The sequence below is a fragment of the Paenibacillus catalpae genome, from assembly GCF_900112695.1.
Taxonomy (GTDB): domain Bacteria; phylum Bacillota; class Bacilli; order Paenibacillales; family Paenibacillaceae; genus Pristimantibacillus; species Pristimantibacillus catalpae.
Map to the genome: position 1 here is coordinate 1,102,424 of NZ_FOMT01000001.1, position 14,517 is coordinate 1,116,940.

14 protein-coding genes are annotated in these 14,517 nt (G+C 52.3%); 13 read left to right on the forward strand and 1 reads right to left on the reverse strand.

The genetic code is table 11. From position 1 onward, the window contains the following. Positions 1–9 precede the first annotated feature (9 nt). Genes cobU through BM200_RS04575 form a run of 5 tightly spaced genes read left to right on the forward strand, consistent with a single transcriptional unit; the run spans position 10 to position 4,218 of the window. Entirely contained in the window at positions 10–618 is a 609-nt protein-coding gene (gene cobU, locus BM200_RS04555; RefSeq protein ID WP_091181815.1) for a bifunctional adenosylcobinamide kinase/adenosylcobinamide-phosphate guanylyltransferase, read from the forward strand. Further along, complete coding sequence (cbiB, locus tag BM200_RS04560; RefSeq protein ID WP_091181817.1) at positions 615–1,595, forward strand: adenosylcobinamide-phosphate synthase CbiB; 981 nt, start codon at positions 615–617, stop codon at positions 1,593–1,595. The genes cobU and cbiB overlap by 4 nt, the downstream gene beginning before the upstream one ends. Then, entirely contained in the window at positions 1,583–2,392 is an 810-nt protein-coding gene (gene cobS / locus BM200_RS04565) for an adenosylcobinamide-GDP ribazoletransferase (protein ID WP_342716259.1), read from the forward strand. The genes cbiB and cobS overlap by 13 nt, the downstream gene beginning before the upstream one ends. 27 nt (positions 2,393–2,419) lie before the next feature. After that, positions 2,420–3,511, forward strand: coding sequence for a threonine-phosphate decarboxylase CobD (cobD, locus tag BM200_RS04570; RefSeq protein WP_091181820.1), 1,092 nt, complete (start codon positions 2,420–2,422; stop codon positions 3,509–3,511). Then, complete coding sequence (locus BM200_RS04575; protein ID WP_091181823.1) at positions 3,508–4,218, forward strand: adenosylcobinamide amidohydrolase; 711 nt, start codon at positions 3,508–3,510, stop codon at positions 4,216–4,218. The genes cobD and BM200_RS04575 overlap by 4 nt, the downstream gene beginning before the upstream one ends. A gap of 63 nt (positions 4,219–4,281) precedes the next feature. On the opposite strand, the gene gluQRS is transcribed toward BM200_RS04575, so the two are convergent. Further along, complete coding sequence (gene gluQRS / locus BM200_RS04580; protein WP_175532730.1) at positions 4,282–5,250, reverse strand: tRNA glutamyl-Q(34) synthetase GluQRS; 969 nt, start codon at positions 5,248–5,250, stop codon at positions 4,282–4,284. 125 nt (positions 5,251–5,375) lie between these two features. Here gluQRS and corA point away from each other — a divergent pair, with 125 nt between their 5' ends. The 8 genes from corA (at position 5,376) to modB (ending at position 14,464) form a co-directional block, all read left to right on the forward strand. Further along, entirely contained in the window at positions 5,376–6,332 is a 957-nt protein-coding gene (gene corA / locus BM200_RS04585) for a magnesium/cobalt transporter CorA (protein WP_091183499.1), read from the forward strand. Positions 6,333–6,360: 28 nt separating this feature from the next. After that, complete coding sequence (locus tag BM200_RS04590; RefSeq protein ID WP_091181827.1) at positions 6,361–7,185, forward strand: phosphodiester glycosidase family protein; 825 nt, start codon at positions 6,361–6,363, stop codon at positions 7,183–7,185. A gap of 83 nt (positions 7,186–7,268) precedes the next feature. After that, a complete protein-coding gene (hrpB, locus tag BM200_RS04595; protein ID WP_091183501.1) occupies positions 7,269–9,752 on the forward strand; it encodes an ATP-dependent helicase HrpB in 2,484 nt (827 codons plus the stop codon). 29 nt (positions 9,753–9,781) lie between these two features. Beyond that, positions 9,782–10,072: a DUF1294 domain-containing protein gene (locus BM200_RS04600; RefSeq protein ID WP_175532731.1), complete on the forward strand. Its 291-nt coding sequence runs from the start codon at positions 9,782–9,784 to the stop codon at positions 10,070–10,072. Between the two features lie 97 nt (positions 10,073–10,169). Beyond that, positions 10,170–12,251 (forward strand): HelD family protein, encoded by a 2,082-nt coding sequence (locus tag BM200_RS04605; protein WP_091181830.1) that lies wholly within the window; start codon positions 10,170–10,172, stop codon positions 12,249–12,251. Between the two features lie 202 nt (positions 12,252–12,453). Beyond that, entirely contained in the window at positions 12,454–13,182 is a 729-nt protein-coding gene (locus BM200_RS04610; protein WP_091181833.1) for a DsbA family protein, read from the forward strand. Between the two features lie 5 nt (positions 13,183–13,187). Continuing rightward, on the forward strand, positions 13,188–13,634 hold the full coding sequence (locus BM200_RS04615) for a disulfide oxidoreductase (RefSeq protein ID WP_091181836.1): 447 nt from the start codon (positions 13,188–13,190) through the stop codon (positions 13,632–13,634). Between the two features lie 140 nt (positions 13,635–13,774). Further along, the gene (gene modB / locus BM200_RS04620) at positions 13,775–14,464 is read left to right on the forward strand and encodes a molybdate ABC transporter permease subunit (RefSeq protein WP_091181839.1); all 690 of its coding nucleotides are present in this window, start codon (positions 13,775–13,777) and stop codon (positions 14,462–14,464) included. Positions 14,465–14,517 lie beyond the last annotated feature (53 nt).

Consider the following 14,517-nt stretch of genomic DNA (forward strand, 5'->3'; position numbering starts at 1 on the left):
GCGGCGAAGATGGCTATTTTGGTAACTGGCGGAGCGAGAAGCGGCAAAAGCTCCTTCGCCGAGAAGCTTGCTGGGAGGCTTGGCGAGCAGGGTGTATACATCGCGACAAGCCGTATCTGGGACGAAGAGATGGCCGAACGGATCGCGCTGCACCGGGAGAACCGTGAACAAGGCGGTTTCCGGTGGGTAACGGTAGAGGAGCCGTTGGAGCTTCCAAGCCGGCTCCGGCAGTTGGCTGCTGAAGCAGCGGAGCTGACAAAGCAAGGGAACACGGCTCCCGTTGTTCTAGTGGATTGTTTAACCTTGTGGCTGACGAATGTTCTCATGGAAGCAGAAGAACGGGAAAAATCCGCTCCGGCCGCAGAAGCTCAATCCTGGATGATTGAATGGATCGAGGAGCTGGCAGCAGCAGCAAACGAGTATGCTTTTCCGCTTATACTCGTTACGAATGAGGTAGGGGACGGTATCGTTCCGGCTTATCCGCTCGGCAGAAGATTCCGCGATGAGGCAGGTCGGTTGAATCAGCGGATGGCGGCTCTGGCGGATAAAGTGTTCCTTGTGACCGCAGGTATACCGGTTGAGCTCAAAGCCTTGCAGTTTCGGTGGGAGAGCTTATGATCTTTTATTCCCTGCAGGAAGCGCTGCTGCTCACTGCCGCAGCTATTGTTATAGACTGGATCATCGGCGATCCGAAGTGGCCGACCCATCCTGTTATCTGGATCGGTCGGCTTATTCGCATGCTGGAAAAGCTTCTTCGAAGGAAGGAAGAGAGGCGAAGCGCGAGGCGGGTAAAGGGCTTCGGAATCATCCTGACCGTTGTTACTCTCATTTTGTCTTTTAGCATCATGTTGGGGATCACGGAGGTGGCTGCCTGGATCCATCCATGGCTTGGTTACGCGGTCAGCGCCTGGTTTATTTCCACGACTATTGCGGTAAAAGGACTTAAGGAAGCTGCTATGCTGGTTTACCGTCCGCTCGCTGCCGATAACCTGGAAGATGCGCGTAAATACGTCGGCTATATAGTAGGCCGTGATACGGCTCATCTTACGCCTTCCGAAGCATCAAGGGCAGCCGTAGAGACGGTAGCGGAAAATACCGTGGACGCGTTCGTATCGCCTATTCTGTTTGCTCTACTTGGTGGTGCGCCGCTGGCAATGCTGTACCGGGCTGCGAATACACTCGATTCGATGGTTGGTTACCGTAATGAACGTTATGTAAACTTCGGGTGGTGTTCCGCCCGGACGGATGATGTTCTGAATTACATTCCGGCGCGTTTAGCAGGTCTAATGCTGACGTTAGCTGCAGGTCTGAATAAAGGAATGTCTGCAGCCCGCTCATGGTCATCGGTCCGCCGGTTTGCACGCCGCCATCCTAGTCCTAACAGCGGAATACCGGAATCGGCTGTTGCCGGAGCTCTCGGAATCGAGCTTGGCGGCCTCAATTATTATTTTGGCGAGCCAAGCGAGCGCGCAAGAATGGGCTGGCCGCTTAGAACGATGGAGCCCTATGATATTATCCGGTCCGTCCGGCTCTTGTACTCGGTAAGTATTCTTATGATGGCTGGAGTGTTAGGGGTATGGTTATGTCTGCTTTGAAACGGCATGGACAGGCTGCGGCAGCAGCTCTTCAATTTCTTACACGGATTCCGGTTCCGATGACGGTTCCCTTCGAATCTGTCATGCTCGCACGGACAGTTATTTATTTTCCCGCAGCTGGCTTCTTCATTGGAGCTTTCCTTGCAGGAGGGTTTGCCGTGTTGGACCTATTCTCGCCTGCCATGCCTGCAGCGGTACTGCTGCTTGCCGTTTGGACGGCATTAAGCGGCGGCCTGCATCTGGACGGCTGGATGGATACGGCGGATGGCGTTCTTAGCCATCGGCCGCGGGAGCGTATGCTTGAGATTATGAAGGACAGCCGCGTAGGTGCAATGGGTGTGATCGCAGCGGTATTGCTATTGCTTTTCAAATTCACTTTGCTTGCAGAATGGACGGGACAGGGTGACGGGGTTCACGCGCTGTCCCTGCTGGCTGTAGGGCCGATCTGGAGCAGATGGTGGATGGGGGCAGCCATTGCTGGCTGGCCGAATGCCAGACAAGGAGAAGGCATCGGGGCATTGTTTCATTTGGCCTCATCGCGGCAAGTGACAGCGGGATTTGTTGCTGCGATAGTAGGGACGGTCATCTGCACAACTCTTAACGGCTTTTATTGGAGTGAGACCCTGCTTGTCCTGGCGGGTTGCATATTGCTTACTCTGATTACAGGATCGATAATGGCGAGGTGGCTTAACCGCAAGCTTGGCGGTTTAACCGGAGATACGTACGGGGCTTTGAACGAAGCAGTGGAAGCGGTTTTATTGTTTGCAGGTTTACTGTCTATTCGTCTATTCACGTAATCTAGCGATGAGAAAAGGGGAACAGCCATGCTTGAACGCTATGGACATGGGGGAGATTTACGGACAGCGGAAGAAACCTTCGGCTTCCCAGCCCGGCAATTTATTGATTTCAGCTCGAATATGAATCCTTTTGGCCCGCCCGACGGAGTAAGACGCGTCTTGGTTCATTATGCCGACCAGATCGACAGGTATCCCGATCCTGCCGTGCGGGGGCTCCGGGCGAAGCTGGCGCTGCTGCACCGGGTGGATGAGCAGTCGATTATAATCGGCAACGGAGCTGCCGAACTCATTGATCTGGTCGTTCGGGCTTTGCGGCCGTCGGCAACCGCACTGGCCTATCCTTGCTTTACGGAATACGGAGATGCGGTAATGAAAGCCGGCGGTTCGATTGCACCGATTATGCTGTCACCGGACAACGCGTTTGCTTTGACGGAATCGATGGTTGATGCGTCGGAAGCGAAGTTTTATATGATTGGGTCGCCTAATAATCCAACCGGGCAGCTGGTTGATCCTGCCCTCATTCTGAAGCTTGTCTACCGCGGCGCAACCGTTGTTGTTGATGAGGCTTTTATGGACTTTATCCCGGAAGAAGAGAAGGTTACCCTCATCCGTGAAGCCGCTGTTCATGAGCGGTTATTCGTTATCCGTTCAATGACCAAATTTTTTGCCATCCCGGGTATCCGTCTTGGTTATATGGTGGGAACACCTGAGCAGATCGCGGTATTACGAAGGCTTCAGGTTCCATGGAGCGTCAATTCCTTGGCCCAGCAGATTGGAGAGGCGGTACTGGAAGAAAAGGATTATGCGGCCCGCACAATGGCCTGGCTCCAGGAGGAGCGGCCATGGCTGATCGACAAGCTGGAGGCGCTTGGCTTCCGTGTCGTTCCGGGCATGGTGAATTACTTGCTCGTGCAGCTTCCGCAGTTGCCGGGATTAACGGCAGCAAGCCTGCAATTTGAAATGGGCCGAATGGGAATTTTGATCCGCGATGCCTCCCATTTTATCAACCTGGATGAATCCTATTGCCGATTTGCAGTAAAGCTTCGTCATCAGAATGAATGGCTGCTGGAAGCGCTGGGCCGTTGTCTCTTCAAATTTCGGGAGGCTGGCATCCGATGAGCCAGCCTTTCCGTCAAGGACAACATTATGAATCGACAATATGGGAAGGCGTTCGGATTACGTTGCGGGAAGACAGGCTGGAAATAGTCAGTCCTAAACCATTAAGGACGTTAAGTAATGCGATTCATACCGGCGGTCTTGCAGAAGCTAAGGCGATCGTGAATTGGAAGGTGCCCCTTCAATATGCGGGGACTGATCCTGCCCGGGATACATCGCTCCAGTTAAGTCATTGGGGATATTCTCCTGATCATACCATCGGTTTGCTAACAGCGGCGAAGCTGACACATGCTTCTATTGCAGAGGTGGAAGGGGATTGCTTCAGGCTGCTGTGCATCACGACGGCCGGTACGCGTAATGCGGCAAGAGCAGGCTTGCCGAGGGCAACCTTCTCCGCTTATTCCGCCGGTACGATTAACACCGTTCTGCTCCTGGACGGCCGGATGACGGATTCGGCGATGACCAATGCGATCATTACGTATGCAGAAGCGAAAGCAGCAGCTCTTGCCGATCTGCAGCTGATGGATCCGGAAACGAACCGGATTGCAACCGGAACAACAACGGATGCCGTTGTCATCGGGGTGAGCGGCAATCCGGCTTATCAGGCCGTTCACGCTTATGCGGGGGCGGCAACGACAATTGGCAATGCCATTGGCCGTCTTGTCTACGAGACGGTACAAGAGGCATGCCGAACACAACACGAGAGCTGATTCCGGCAGTCACGCATAAACGTGATGGGCTGGAATCAGCTCTCGTTTTTTTGCAAAGCCGTTTTAGTTGTACAATTGCTTCATCAGGCTGTCGTGAATGGTAATCGGTTCTTTTGGAATCAGGTGCGGTTTGAAATGGCTGATGAGCTCGGCTGCGGTGAGCGGCTCGAACCGGTTGAGTTGTCCTGCCAGATAAGCCAGCCAGCCGATTATACGTTCAGGCGTCACGCCAGCTGCTCTAAGACCGGCAAGCGAGGTGTCGCCATGCCGCTTGGCCAGCCGTTTGCCGTCCTCTCCCATCAAGAGCGGTACATGGGCAAACCGGGGAGCAGGCAGGCCCAGCGCTTCGTACAGCAGAAGCTGGCGCGGCGTCGAGTCCAGGAGGTCCGCTCCGCGAAGGACATCGGTAATCTTCATTGCCGCATCATCGATCACAACAGCAAGCTGATAACTGATAATGCCGTCCGCACGGCGCACAACAAAATCACCGCCGGCACCGGGCGGGAACACCTGCGAACCGGATATACCGTCCTCGAATCGGATTGAAGCGGAATCATCCGCTTTAAACCTCATAGATGGAGTCTTAACTGCACTTCGAATCCGTTGTTGTTCAGGAGACAGATGCCGGCAGGTCCCGGCATACGTTGGTCCTTCGGAGGATAATCCATGCGGTGCGCTGGCCACCGCGAGCAGCTCTGCGCGGCTGCAGAAGCACGGATACAGTGCGCCATGCTCGAGCAGCTTGTCCATAGCGGCCTCATACAACCGGATTCTCTCGCTTTGCGTATACGGCGCATAAGGTCCTCCGATATCCGGCCCTTCATCCCAATCGAGACCAAGCCAGCGGAGATCGGCGAGAGCCGCAGCGGCAAGCTCCGGTCTGCATCTTGGGCCGTCAATATCCTCCATCCGAAGCACGAATTGTCCGCTTTGGCTGCGAGTCTGCAGCCAGGCAAGCAGCGCTGTCCAGGCATTGCCGACATGCATCAGACCGGATGGAGTAGGAGCGAAGCGTCCGCGTATTTTCGACATATCGATCTACTCTCCTTTATTGACACCGATGATAGCATGACTATTTTAAGCGGCGCAACTTTTTTACAGAATGGCTGTAACACGTTAAAATAAGAGAATCGCTTATCATGATGGAGGATACAGCTATGATTCGAATTAAAGGCTATACAAAAGAAAAGACATGGTTAAATGACATTGCATTAGACGATCTCAAGAAGCTTGATCTGGACTGGTATTGGGTTGACTTCAGCGAGCCGGAAGCCTCGGAGACAAAACTCCTCGATACATACTTTCATTTTCATCCGCTTGCTATTGAAGATTGCTGCCATCTGTTGCAGCGGCCTAAGCTGGACCATTATGATGATACGCATTTTTTCGTGCTGCATTCCATTGATCCCGGCAGCCTGCAGGTCGAGGAAGTGAATTTATTTCTGGGTCCCCGGTTTATTGTGACCTATCATGTGAAGAGCTCAACCGAGATTAACGATGCGTGGAACAAAATCTCCAATGCCTCCAAGCTCGGTAAGGATGGGTATATGTTCGCAGCTTATATGGTTATCGATCAGCTGGTCGATCAATATTTCCCCGCCGTACAAGAGCTGGAGGAGCAGGTGCTCGATATGGAGATCGGCACCGGCAGCAGCGAAAGTTCAAATCAGATGACAATGGACGAGATCTTTAACATCCGTTCACGGCTGCTGCGTCTGCGCAAGACGATTCTGCCGATGCGGGATTTGCTTTATCGTACATTGAATACGGAACGGATTGAAGGGTTATCGGGCTATTTGGCTTTCTACAGAGATATTTATGATCATCTGCTGAAGCTGACGGAGATGACCGATGCCTCGCGCGAGATGACTTCGGATTTAAGGGACAGCTTTATGTCCTACAATTCCAACCGGATGAACGCGATTATGAAAACACTGACCGTTATTACGACGATCTTTATGCCTCTGACTTTCTTGGCCGGAATCTACGGGATGAACTTCGAGCATATGCCGGAGCTTAGCTGGTATTGGGGGTACTTTGGCATATTAGGCTTTATGGTTATCGTTGGAGTCTCCATGTACGTTTGGTTCCGCAGAAAAGGCTGGTTTAATTAGGAAAAATAGCAGGGAATCGGGGTTCATAATGGAGAATCAGTCTGGTACAGCCTTCGAGCGAAAAAGAAAGCTGCTCATTGCAGCTATTATGGCAGCGATAATTCTAGTATTGGGGCTGCTGCTTGTTATCATGATCTATGCGCTGCAAGTAAAGAATGAAGGGACAACGCGGGATGCTCATGCACCTTCGGCTTATGTTTATGAAGAGCTGGAGGCAGCAAACGGCATGAAGCTTCATGTACTGCGGACAAGCCCGTCTAACATTACCTTGGCTGCTATTCAGAACAATGTAGCTTTGACGCCTCATTATGGTGTAAACGGCGGATTTTTTTATGAGAAAGCTTTGCTGAGTATCGCCATTGTGGACAGTATGCCGGTGAACGGAGCACTGGGGGAGTATGGGGCGGGTGAAGAAAATGCCAAGTATGCGCGTGGGACCCTGGTATGGGATGGGGCTATGGACAAGCTTTCCGTACAGGTGGTGCGAATGGCTTCCGAATTGAAGGTTATGGACCATACCCGATTTTGGGCGCAGGGCGGTATTAGCATGAGCCTTGGGCAGGATCAGAACTGGCTGAAGCAGGTCGAGACCGAACAGGCACCTCTCCCGGATGAAAAGCGTCTCCGCTCAGCAGCCGTGTATGACCGCGATGGTAAGCTGTATTTGATCGTCAGCAGCACGAAGGGTTCGCTGCAAGAATTCCGCGATGCCATTGTGGAGAAGGTTGGAAGCGGCAGGCTGCAAGACGGGATTTTCCTGGATGGAGACGGATCGTCGCAGCTTCGTTCTGCGGAGAAAGTACTAACTGGAGATAACAGGCCGGTTGTCCAGATGATTGCGCTAGTAAAATAGTTCATGGCATTAAATATTAGATTAATGTCGTTAATTATTAGATACTTAATGAGGTTAAATAGATGAGAGGAATTCTATTACATATGAAGCAATTGCCGATAGATGCCGTACTGCCTGAATTGCTGGAGGCCATGCGGAACGGAACAAACGCGGTGCTTGTAGCGGAACCCGGGGCCGGCAAGACGACCCGCGTTCCGCTCGCACTGCTGCAAGAGCCATGGCTTGACGGGCGCAAGATTATTATGCTGGAACCGCGCAGGCTTGCTGCCCGTGCTGCTGCCAAATTTATGGCCAGTACGCTGGGAGAGCAGGTTGGTGAGACAGTTGGCTACCGAGTTAGACTGGATACGAAAGTGAGCGCAAAAACCAGGATCGAGGTGGTTACAGAAGGCGTCTTGACCCGAATGCTGCAAGCGGATCAAGCACTCGAAGAGGTAGGAGCAGTGCTGTTTGATGAATTCCATGAGCGTCATCTTCATGGAGATCTTGGATTAGCGTTAACCATACAATCCCAATCCCTTCTGCGGGATGATCTCCGTCTACTCGTTATGTCAGCGACGCTGGCTGCCGAATCGGTGTCAGAGCTGCTCGGCGGCGCACCTGTGATCAGGAGCAGCGGGCGGGTATTCCCCGTCGAAACCTTCTACCGAAACACGAGACTGGAGGGAAGGATTGAACCGGAGGTTGCTTCAACGATTGTACAAGCGGTTCGTACTCACGAAGGAGATGTTCTTGTCTTTCTCCCGGGTGTTGGAGAGATCCGGCGTACAGCCGGCCTTCTTGCGCAGTCCGGCCTTCCTTCGAATGTCCGGATTGCCGAGCTGCATGGCAGCTTGCCGCTGGAAGCGCAGGATGCAGCGGTTGCACCATGTCAGGCGGGTGAGCGCAAGATTGTTCTAGCCACCTCCATTGCCGAATCGAGCTTGACGGTGGAGGGCATCCGCATCGTAGTTGACAGCGGTCTGATGCGTGTGCCAAAGTTCTCGCCGCGTACGGGAATGACGCGGCTTGAGACGACGCCTGTATCGCAGGCTTCCGCCGATCAACGTCGGGGGAGGGCAGGCAGGCTGGCACCGGGTGTATGCTACCGCTTGTGGACCGAGCAGGAGCATGCTTACTTGCCGCAGCATAACGCGCCGGAGCTGCTTGAGGCGGATTTAGCTCCGCTTGCATTGGAGCTGTCCGTATGGGGAGCAGCGGATCCTGGTGAGCTGATGTGGCTGGATGCTCCTCCGCAAGCTGCTTACCAACAAGCAAATGAATTATTGAAGCAATTGCACGCGCTGGATGAAGAGGGCCGGCCTACCGGCTGGGGTGCCCGAATAGCCAAGCTTGGCCTTCATCCGAGGCTGGGATTTATGCTGCTTAAGGCAGAAGAGCTGAATTTGACAGCAGAGGCATGCGAGCTTGCGGCATTACTTAGTGAGCGTGATCTCCTGCCCCAGGAGCGCAACGTTGATGTTCAGCTACGTCTTGAAGCCTTGCATGGAGCCAGCGGAAGACTGGAAGCTGATCGCGGGGCTGTTATGCGGATCAAAGCTCAGGCGAAGCAATGGGGTCTGATGCTTATGGAGAACCGCGGTCAGCAGCCTGAATGGAAGGGTGCAGCACATATCGGTCTGCTGGTTGCTTTGGCTTATCCGGACCGGATTGCACAGAGACGTTCCGATGGACGGTATCTGCTGGCGAATGGCAGAGGTGCTGTGCTGCCCGAGCTTCAGCCTTTGTCCCGTTCGGCTTTTCTTGCCGTAGCGGAGATAGACGGTGCAGGCAGCGAAAGCCGGATCCGGCTGGCAGCAGAGCTTGATCTGGATAGGCTTGAGCATGCTGCCAGGGAGCAGTTTCAAATAGAAGAAGCAGTGGAATGGGATATCGAGGCGCATGCCGTGCGTGCCCGGAGGAGATTACGGCTTGGCGCCATTGTATTAAAAGAAACGCCGCTTCAGCAGCCTTCTCCGGAACGAATCGCAGAAGCGCTTGCCGACGGGATTGTCCGCGAAGGTCTTGGTCTGCTCTCCATGTCGAAGGCGGCAAAGCAGCTTCAGGCAAGGATGCAATTGATGGCCCGGCATAACAGCGGCTGGCCGGATGTATCCGAGGAAGCGCTGCTGGCTTCCGTTCAAGACTGGCTGCTGCCTCATTTGTACGGCATGAAGAACCGCTCTGATCTGCAGCGATTGAACATGGTGCAGCTGTTTGAAAGCCTGCTGAGCTGGGGACAAAGGCAGGAGCTTGATGAGCAGGTTCCGACGCATATGAAGGTGCCAAGCGGCTCGCGTATTCCTATCGATTACAGCGATCCGGAGGCTCCGTTTATTGCCGTTCGGCTTCAGGAGCTGTTTGGGCTTCAGGAGACGCCGCGGCTGGCAGGAGGCCGGCTACCGCTGACTATTCATCTGCTGTCGCCTTCTCAGCGTCCTGTACAGGTGACCAGAGATTTAAGAAGCTTCTGGAACGATGCTTATTTTGAAGTGAAGAAAGACCTTAAGGGGCGGTATCCGAAGCATTACTGGCCGGAGGATCCGTATGCGGCGCAGCCGACGAACCGGGTAAAGCCGCGTACTTAAGCTGGGCGGTTAGAGAGGAGCTTATTATTTTGCAACTTTTAATCATTTATTTGCTGGTGATCAATATCATAGCCTTTGTGCTGATGGGCATGGACAAGAGCTATGCCAGACATAAGAAGAGACGCGTGCCGGAGAAGAGATTGTTTGGGATAAGTGCAATCGGCGGGGCGCTTGGGGCATGGATCGGCATGCAGGTATGGCGCCACAAAACCAAACATACTTCATTCCGGGTCGGAATCCCGTTACTGTTTATCTTTAATCTCGTCGTTATCTATTATTTGATGGGCTTGATCGGAATGAACTTCGAATCGATTGCTTAAGGCATTTGTCCTGTGGTATATTGGTTATTCGTTTTTTCACGGCAATTGGCTGGAGTACAGCTGATTGTACAATAGATCTTTTTAGGAGGTAACTGACATGACCACGGTTCAAAGTGCCTATCAAGAAGAGCAAGAAAGGCTGGCTCGGTCTCTTGACGATATTAAGAGTCAGCTGGCAGGCATAGGTCCCCGTTATACGGGTGATGATTTCACCGAGCAAATGCTCGATCTGCAGCGCGAAGAGCGCAAAAGACGCCTGGAGGTTGCCTATCGGGAGCCTTATTTCGGGCGCATTGATTTCGAAGAATTGCCGAACGGCGAGCAGAAGCCGCTATATATCGGCAAGGCCGGTGTTGCCAAAGAAGGCAGCAACGAGCTGCTGGTTGTCGATTGGCGCGCACCGGTAGCCAGCTTGTTCTATTCGTTTACAGGCGGTGAAGATGCGGCTGCCTATGTCGCGCCTGAGGGCGAGATCGAAGGTTATGTGCATCTGAAGCGCAATTTTATGGTGCGGCAAGGCGAACTTGTCCGCATGGTTGACAGTTATGTGCGCGGGAAGGAAGAAGAATCCGTAACGGATGAATTCCTTTTATACCGCTTAGGCGAGAACAAAGATAATAAGCTGCGGGATATCGTATCCACGATCCAGCACGAGCAGGACCGGATTATCCGTTCAGAGCGGAATAAAGCGCTGTTTATCCAAGGGGTAGCAGGGAGCGGGAAAACAACCGTAGCCCTTCACCGGCTTGCGTTTCTGCTCTATCAATACGCGGACCGGGTAAAAGCGGAGCGGATGATTATTTTCGCCCCCAACCGTATGTTTCTGGATTACATATCCGGCGTACTGCCCGAGCTGGGGGTAGGCGATATTCTGCAAACAACCTTTGCGGATTGGTCGCTCGAGCTGCTAGGCCATGAGGTAACGCTTCGGAGTGCATCTGATGCACTCGCTTACTGGTTCGAGGAGCACCGGACGGCAGAAGAGATGGCGAGTGCACCAGGCAGAATTAAAGGCTCTCTCGGCTTCAAAGAAGCAATTGACTCCCGTATTGAAGAGCTGCAGCAGAAGATCGTACCGGTCATTCCGTTCGAACCGCTTCCGGGACTGGTACTGAAGCCGGAACAGATGAAAGAATGGTATGAGACGGATTATGGCGATGAGACGCTCATGCAGAAGCGTGACCGGCTGGTCAGCCGTATCCGGCGCTGGTTCGAATCGGAGCTGAAGATGCGTAAAGTGGTGGATAAGAAGCTGCGTGCCAAGGCACAGTCCAAGCTGAACGCCTTTGCGAAGAAAATACCGTCCTATACGGCTCCGCAGCTGTATGCGGCTTTATTCCAGGGCAAGCAAGCGGTGCCGGTTATTCCGAAAGCAATTGCTTCAGCTACTGCTGCTTCCTTGAAAAATGGTCAGGTGGAAGCGGAGGATCTGGCGCCGCTCGTCTACATTCATCTGCGTCTGTATGGACTGTCTATTCCCGCTTACGATCATATCGTCATTGACGAAGCGCAGGATTACTCGCCATTCCAGCTGGAAGCTCTGCGTCTTTGCCAGCGTACACCATCGATGACCGTCCTCGGTGACCTTCAGCAAGGGATCCATGCCTATGTCGGTATTCAGAGCTGGACGGAGCTCACCGGACTGTTCCATGAAGAACAGACCGGCTTCTTCGAGCTTAACCGCAGCTATCGTTCGACGATGGAAATTATCGAATTCGCAAACCGAATTCTAGGTGCGATGGGCGGCGGGGTAAAACCTGCAGTGCCTGTGTTCCGGAGCGGTGATCCGGTTGAGGTGAAGCAGGTCAAGCAGGCAGAATGGTATAAGCAAATCGTTCAATCGGTCCGGGAATGGCAATCAACCGGTCAGTTCCAGACAATCTCGGTTATCGGACGTACAGCGCAGCAATGCGCTGAGCTGCATGCATTCCTGATTCAGGAAGGACTTGAAGCCTCCCTTGTTCAAAGCAAACAGCCGGAGTACGGCGGCGGTTTGTCCGTCGTTCCTGCCTACCTGTCGAAAGGATTGGAGTTCGATGCGGTATTAATAGCGGATGCTGGAGCGGATATGTATACCCAGGACGATGCCAAGCTTCTCTATGTGGGTTGTACACGGGCCCTTCATAAGCTGAAGCTGCTTCACCGCGATTCATTAACGCAGTTAATTAATCCGGAGTAAGGCATCAAATATGACAGTATTTCGTCATGTTTCAGCTTGTTATTGACATTAAACCCCGTTGTAACTAAACTGGCTACAAGTACAGGCAAATTCAAGCGGGAACGTAGGTTAACGAGATCTCGCAGATCGGCTCAGGCCGGTTTTTGCTCTGGCAAGAACCGGTCCCGAGCATCATTCAAATGCCGGGAAGGAATGGACAAGTTTGGGCAATCAAGCAAAAGCAAAGCAAAGGCCAAGACCAAGCACCAAGCAGCCGGTTAAGAAGCAATCCAATAAGTCACTTATTGTATTAACGCTGGCGATCGTAGCAGTTATTGTTGTTATTATTCTCGGTATCAATCATCAATCGAATCAACAGGCGGAACTGGCAAATAAGGTGTACGATATCGATTATACGGGCCTTCCAGTAAAAGGTAATGCGGACGCTCCTGTCAAAATTGTAGAGTTCGGCGATTACAAATGCCCGGTTTGCCAGTACTTTGCACAAAACGTAACACCGCAGCTAGAGAAGGACTTTATTGATACGGGTAAGGCTGCTTTATACTTCGCCAACTATACCTTTATCGGCCCTGACTCTACTACAGCGGCACTTGCCGCAGAAGCGGTACAGCAGCAGGGCGGCGACGAAGCTTTCTGGTCGTATTACAAAGCGATCTATGATAATCAGAAGGACGAGAAAACGAATTGGGCAACTTCCGATTATCTCGTACAGCTGGCGAAGGACGCTAATCTATCGCTCGACTTCGACAAGCTGAAGAAGGATATCGACGATAAAACGTATCAAAGCGAAGTAAATAAAGACAACAAAAGCGTAGGCCCATTAAATGTAACGGGTACGCCAACGCTCTTTATTAACGGTGTGCAATACGCAGGCAACCTTGATTACGCTAGCATTAAAGCGGCAATCGACGAAGCCGTGAATAAGGAGTAGGCAACGTGACAACGACAACCGAATCCGAAATCTATGAAAGCTGGTTTCAGCGCTATGGTTTATATTTGGCTTGGCTTGTCGCTTTAGTTGCTACCGGCGGATCTTTGTACTTTAGCGAGGTTCGAGGATTCCTCCCATGCGATCTATGCTGGTATCAGCGTATCTTCATGTATCCGCTGGTTGTTCTGCTTGGAATCGCAGCTTACCGCGGCGAGCGCCGGATTATCGGATATGTTTTGCCGCTAAGCGTTATCGGGATGCTGATTTCGATCTATCATAATTTCGAGATCTGGTTTCCGAAGGTTGGCGAGATGATGCCATGCCGCTCAGGAATTCCTTGCAACTATGATTATCTGAACTGGCTTGGTTTCATTACGATTCCATTAATGGCGTTGACGGCCTTTATTTTAATTATTGTTTTCCTTGTGCTTGGTCGCGAAAAAAGCGAATAATTTAGGTGGTTAAGAATTGATCGCCCATTCCTGATAGGAGGAATGAGGCGATTTTTCTTTTGCTCGCGCTCATGTAACATTTACACCTCGCATGCAGCTTGTCTATAATGAGAAACATCATGGATTTTGTATCGGAGTGAATCAGGTTGGCGGAATGGACATTGGAAGAGTGGGCGGCACCGCTCATTCTCTCTCTGAAAATATGTATAACGGCCAGCGTGTTTGTTGCCTTATTAGGCGTGTGGGCAGCTTGGTGGATGACTCGCAGGAAGCGTCGCGGACGACTTATCATCGAAACCGTTTTTATGCTTCCTTTGGTGTTGCCGCCGACGGTTATCGGTTTTCTGCTCTTGGTCATGCTTGGCCGCAGAGGCTGGGCCGGGATTGCGTATGAATGGCTGTTTGATCAGCCTATTATATTCACCTGGATTGCAGGCGTTGTAGCGGCGGTTGTCGTTGCTTTCCCTCTCGTCTATCAAACGATGAAGACCGGCTTTCAAGGCGTTGAACGTCATCTGGAGGATGCCGCCAGATCAGCCGGGGCTGGAGAATGGCAGGTGTTCCGATACGTCACGCTGCCGCTTGCGCGCCGCTCATTCGCATCCTCGTATATTCTCGGCTTTGCAAGAAGCCTTGGCGAGTTTGGAGCAACGCTTATGATTGCAGGAAATATTCCAGGAGTAACCCAAACAACCCCTACGGCAATCTATACGGCAGTTGAATCCGGACATATGCCGCTGGCATGGTCATGGACGGTGGCGATGATTGCGTTATCCTTCCTCATGCTAATTGTGACAAGCCGGTTAAATGAATCATTGAACAATAAGTGAACATGCTTGTTTTCCCGCCTGGGAAGGTGGCGACTGCCTATAAAATGCGGTAT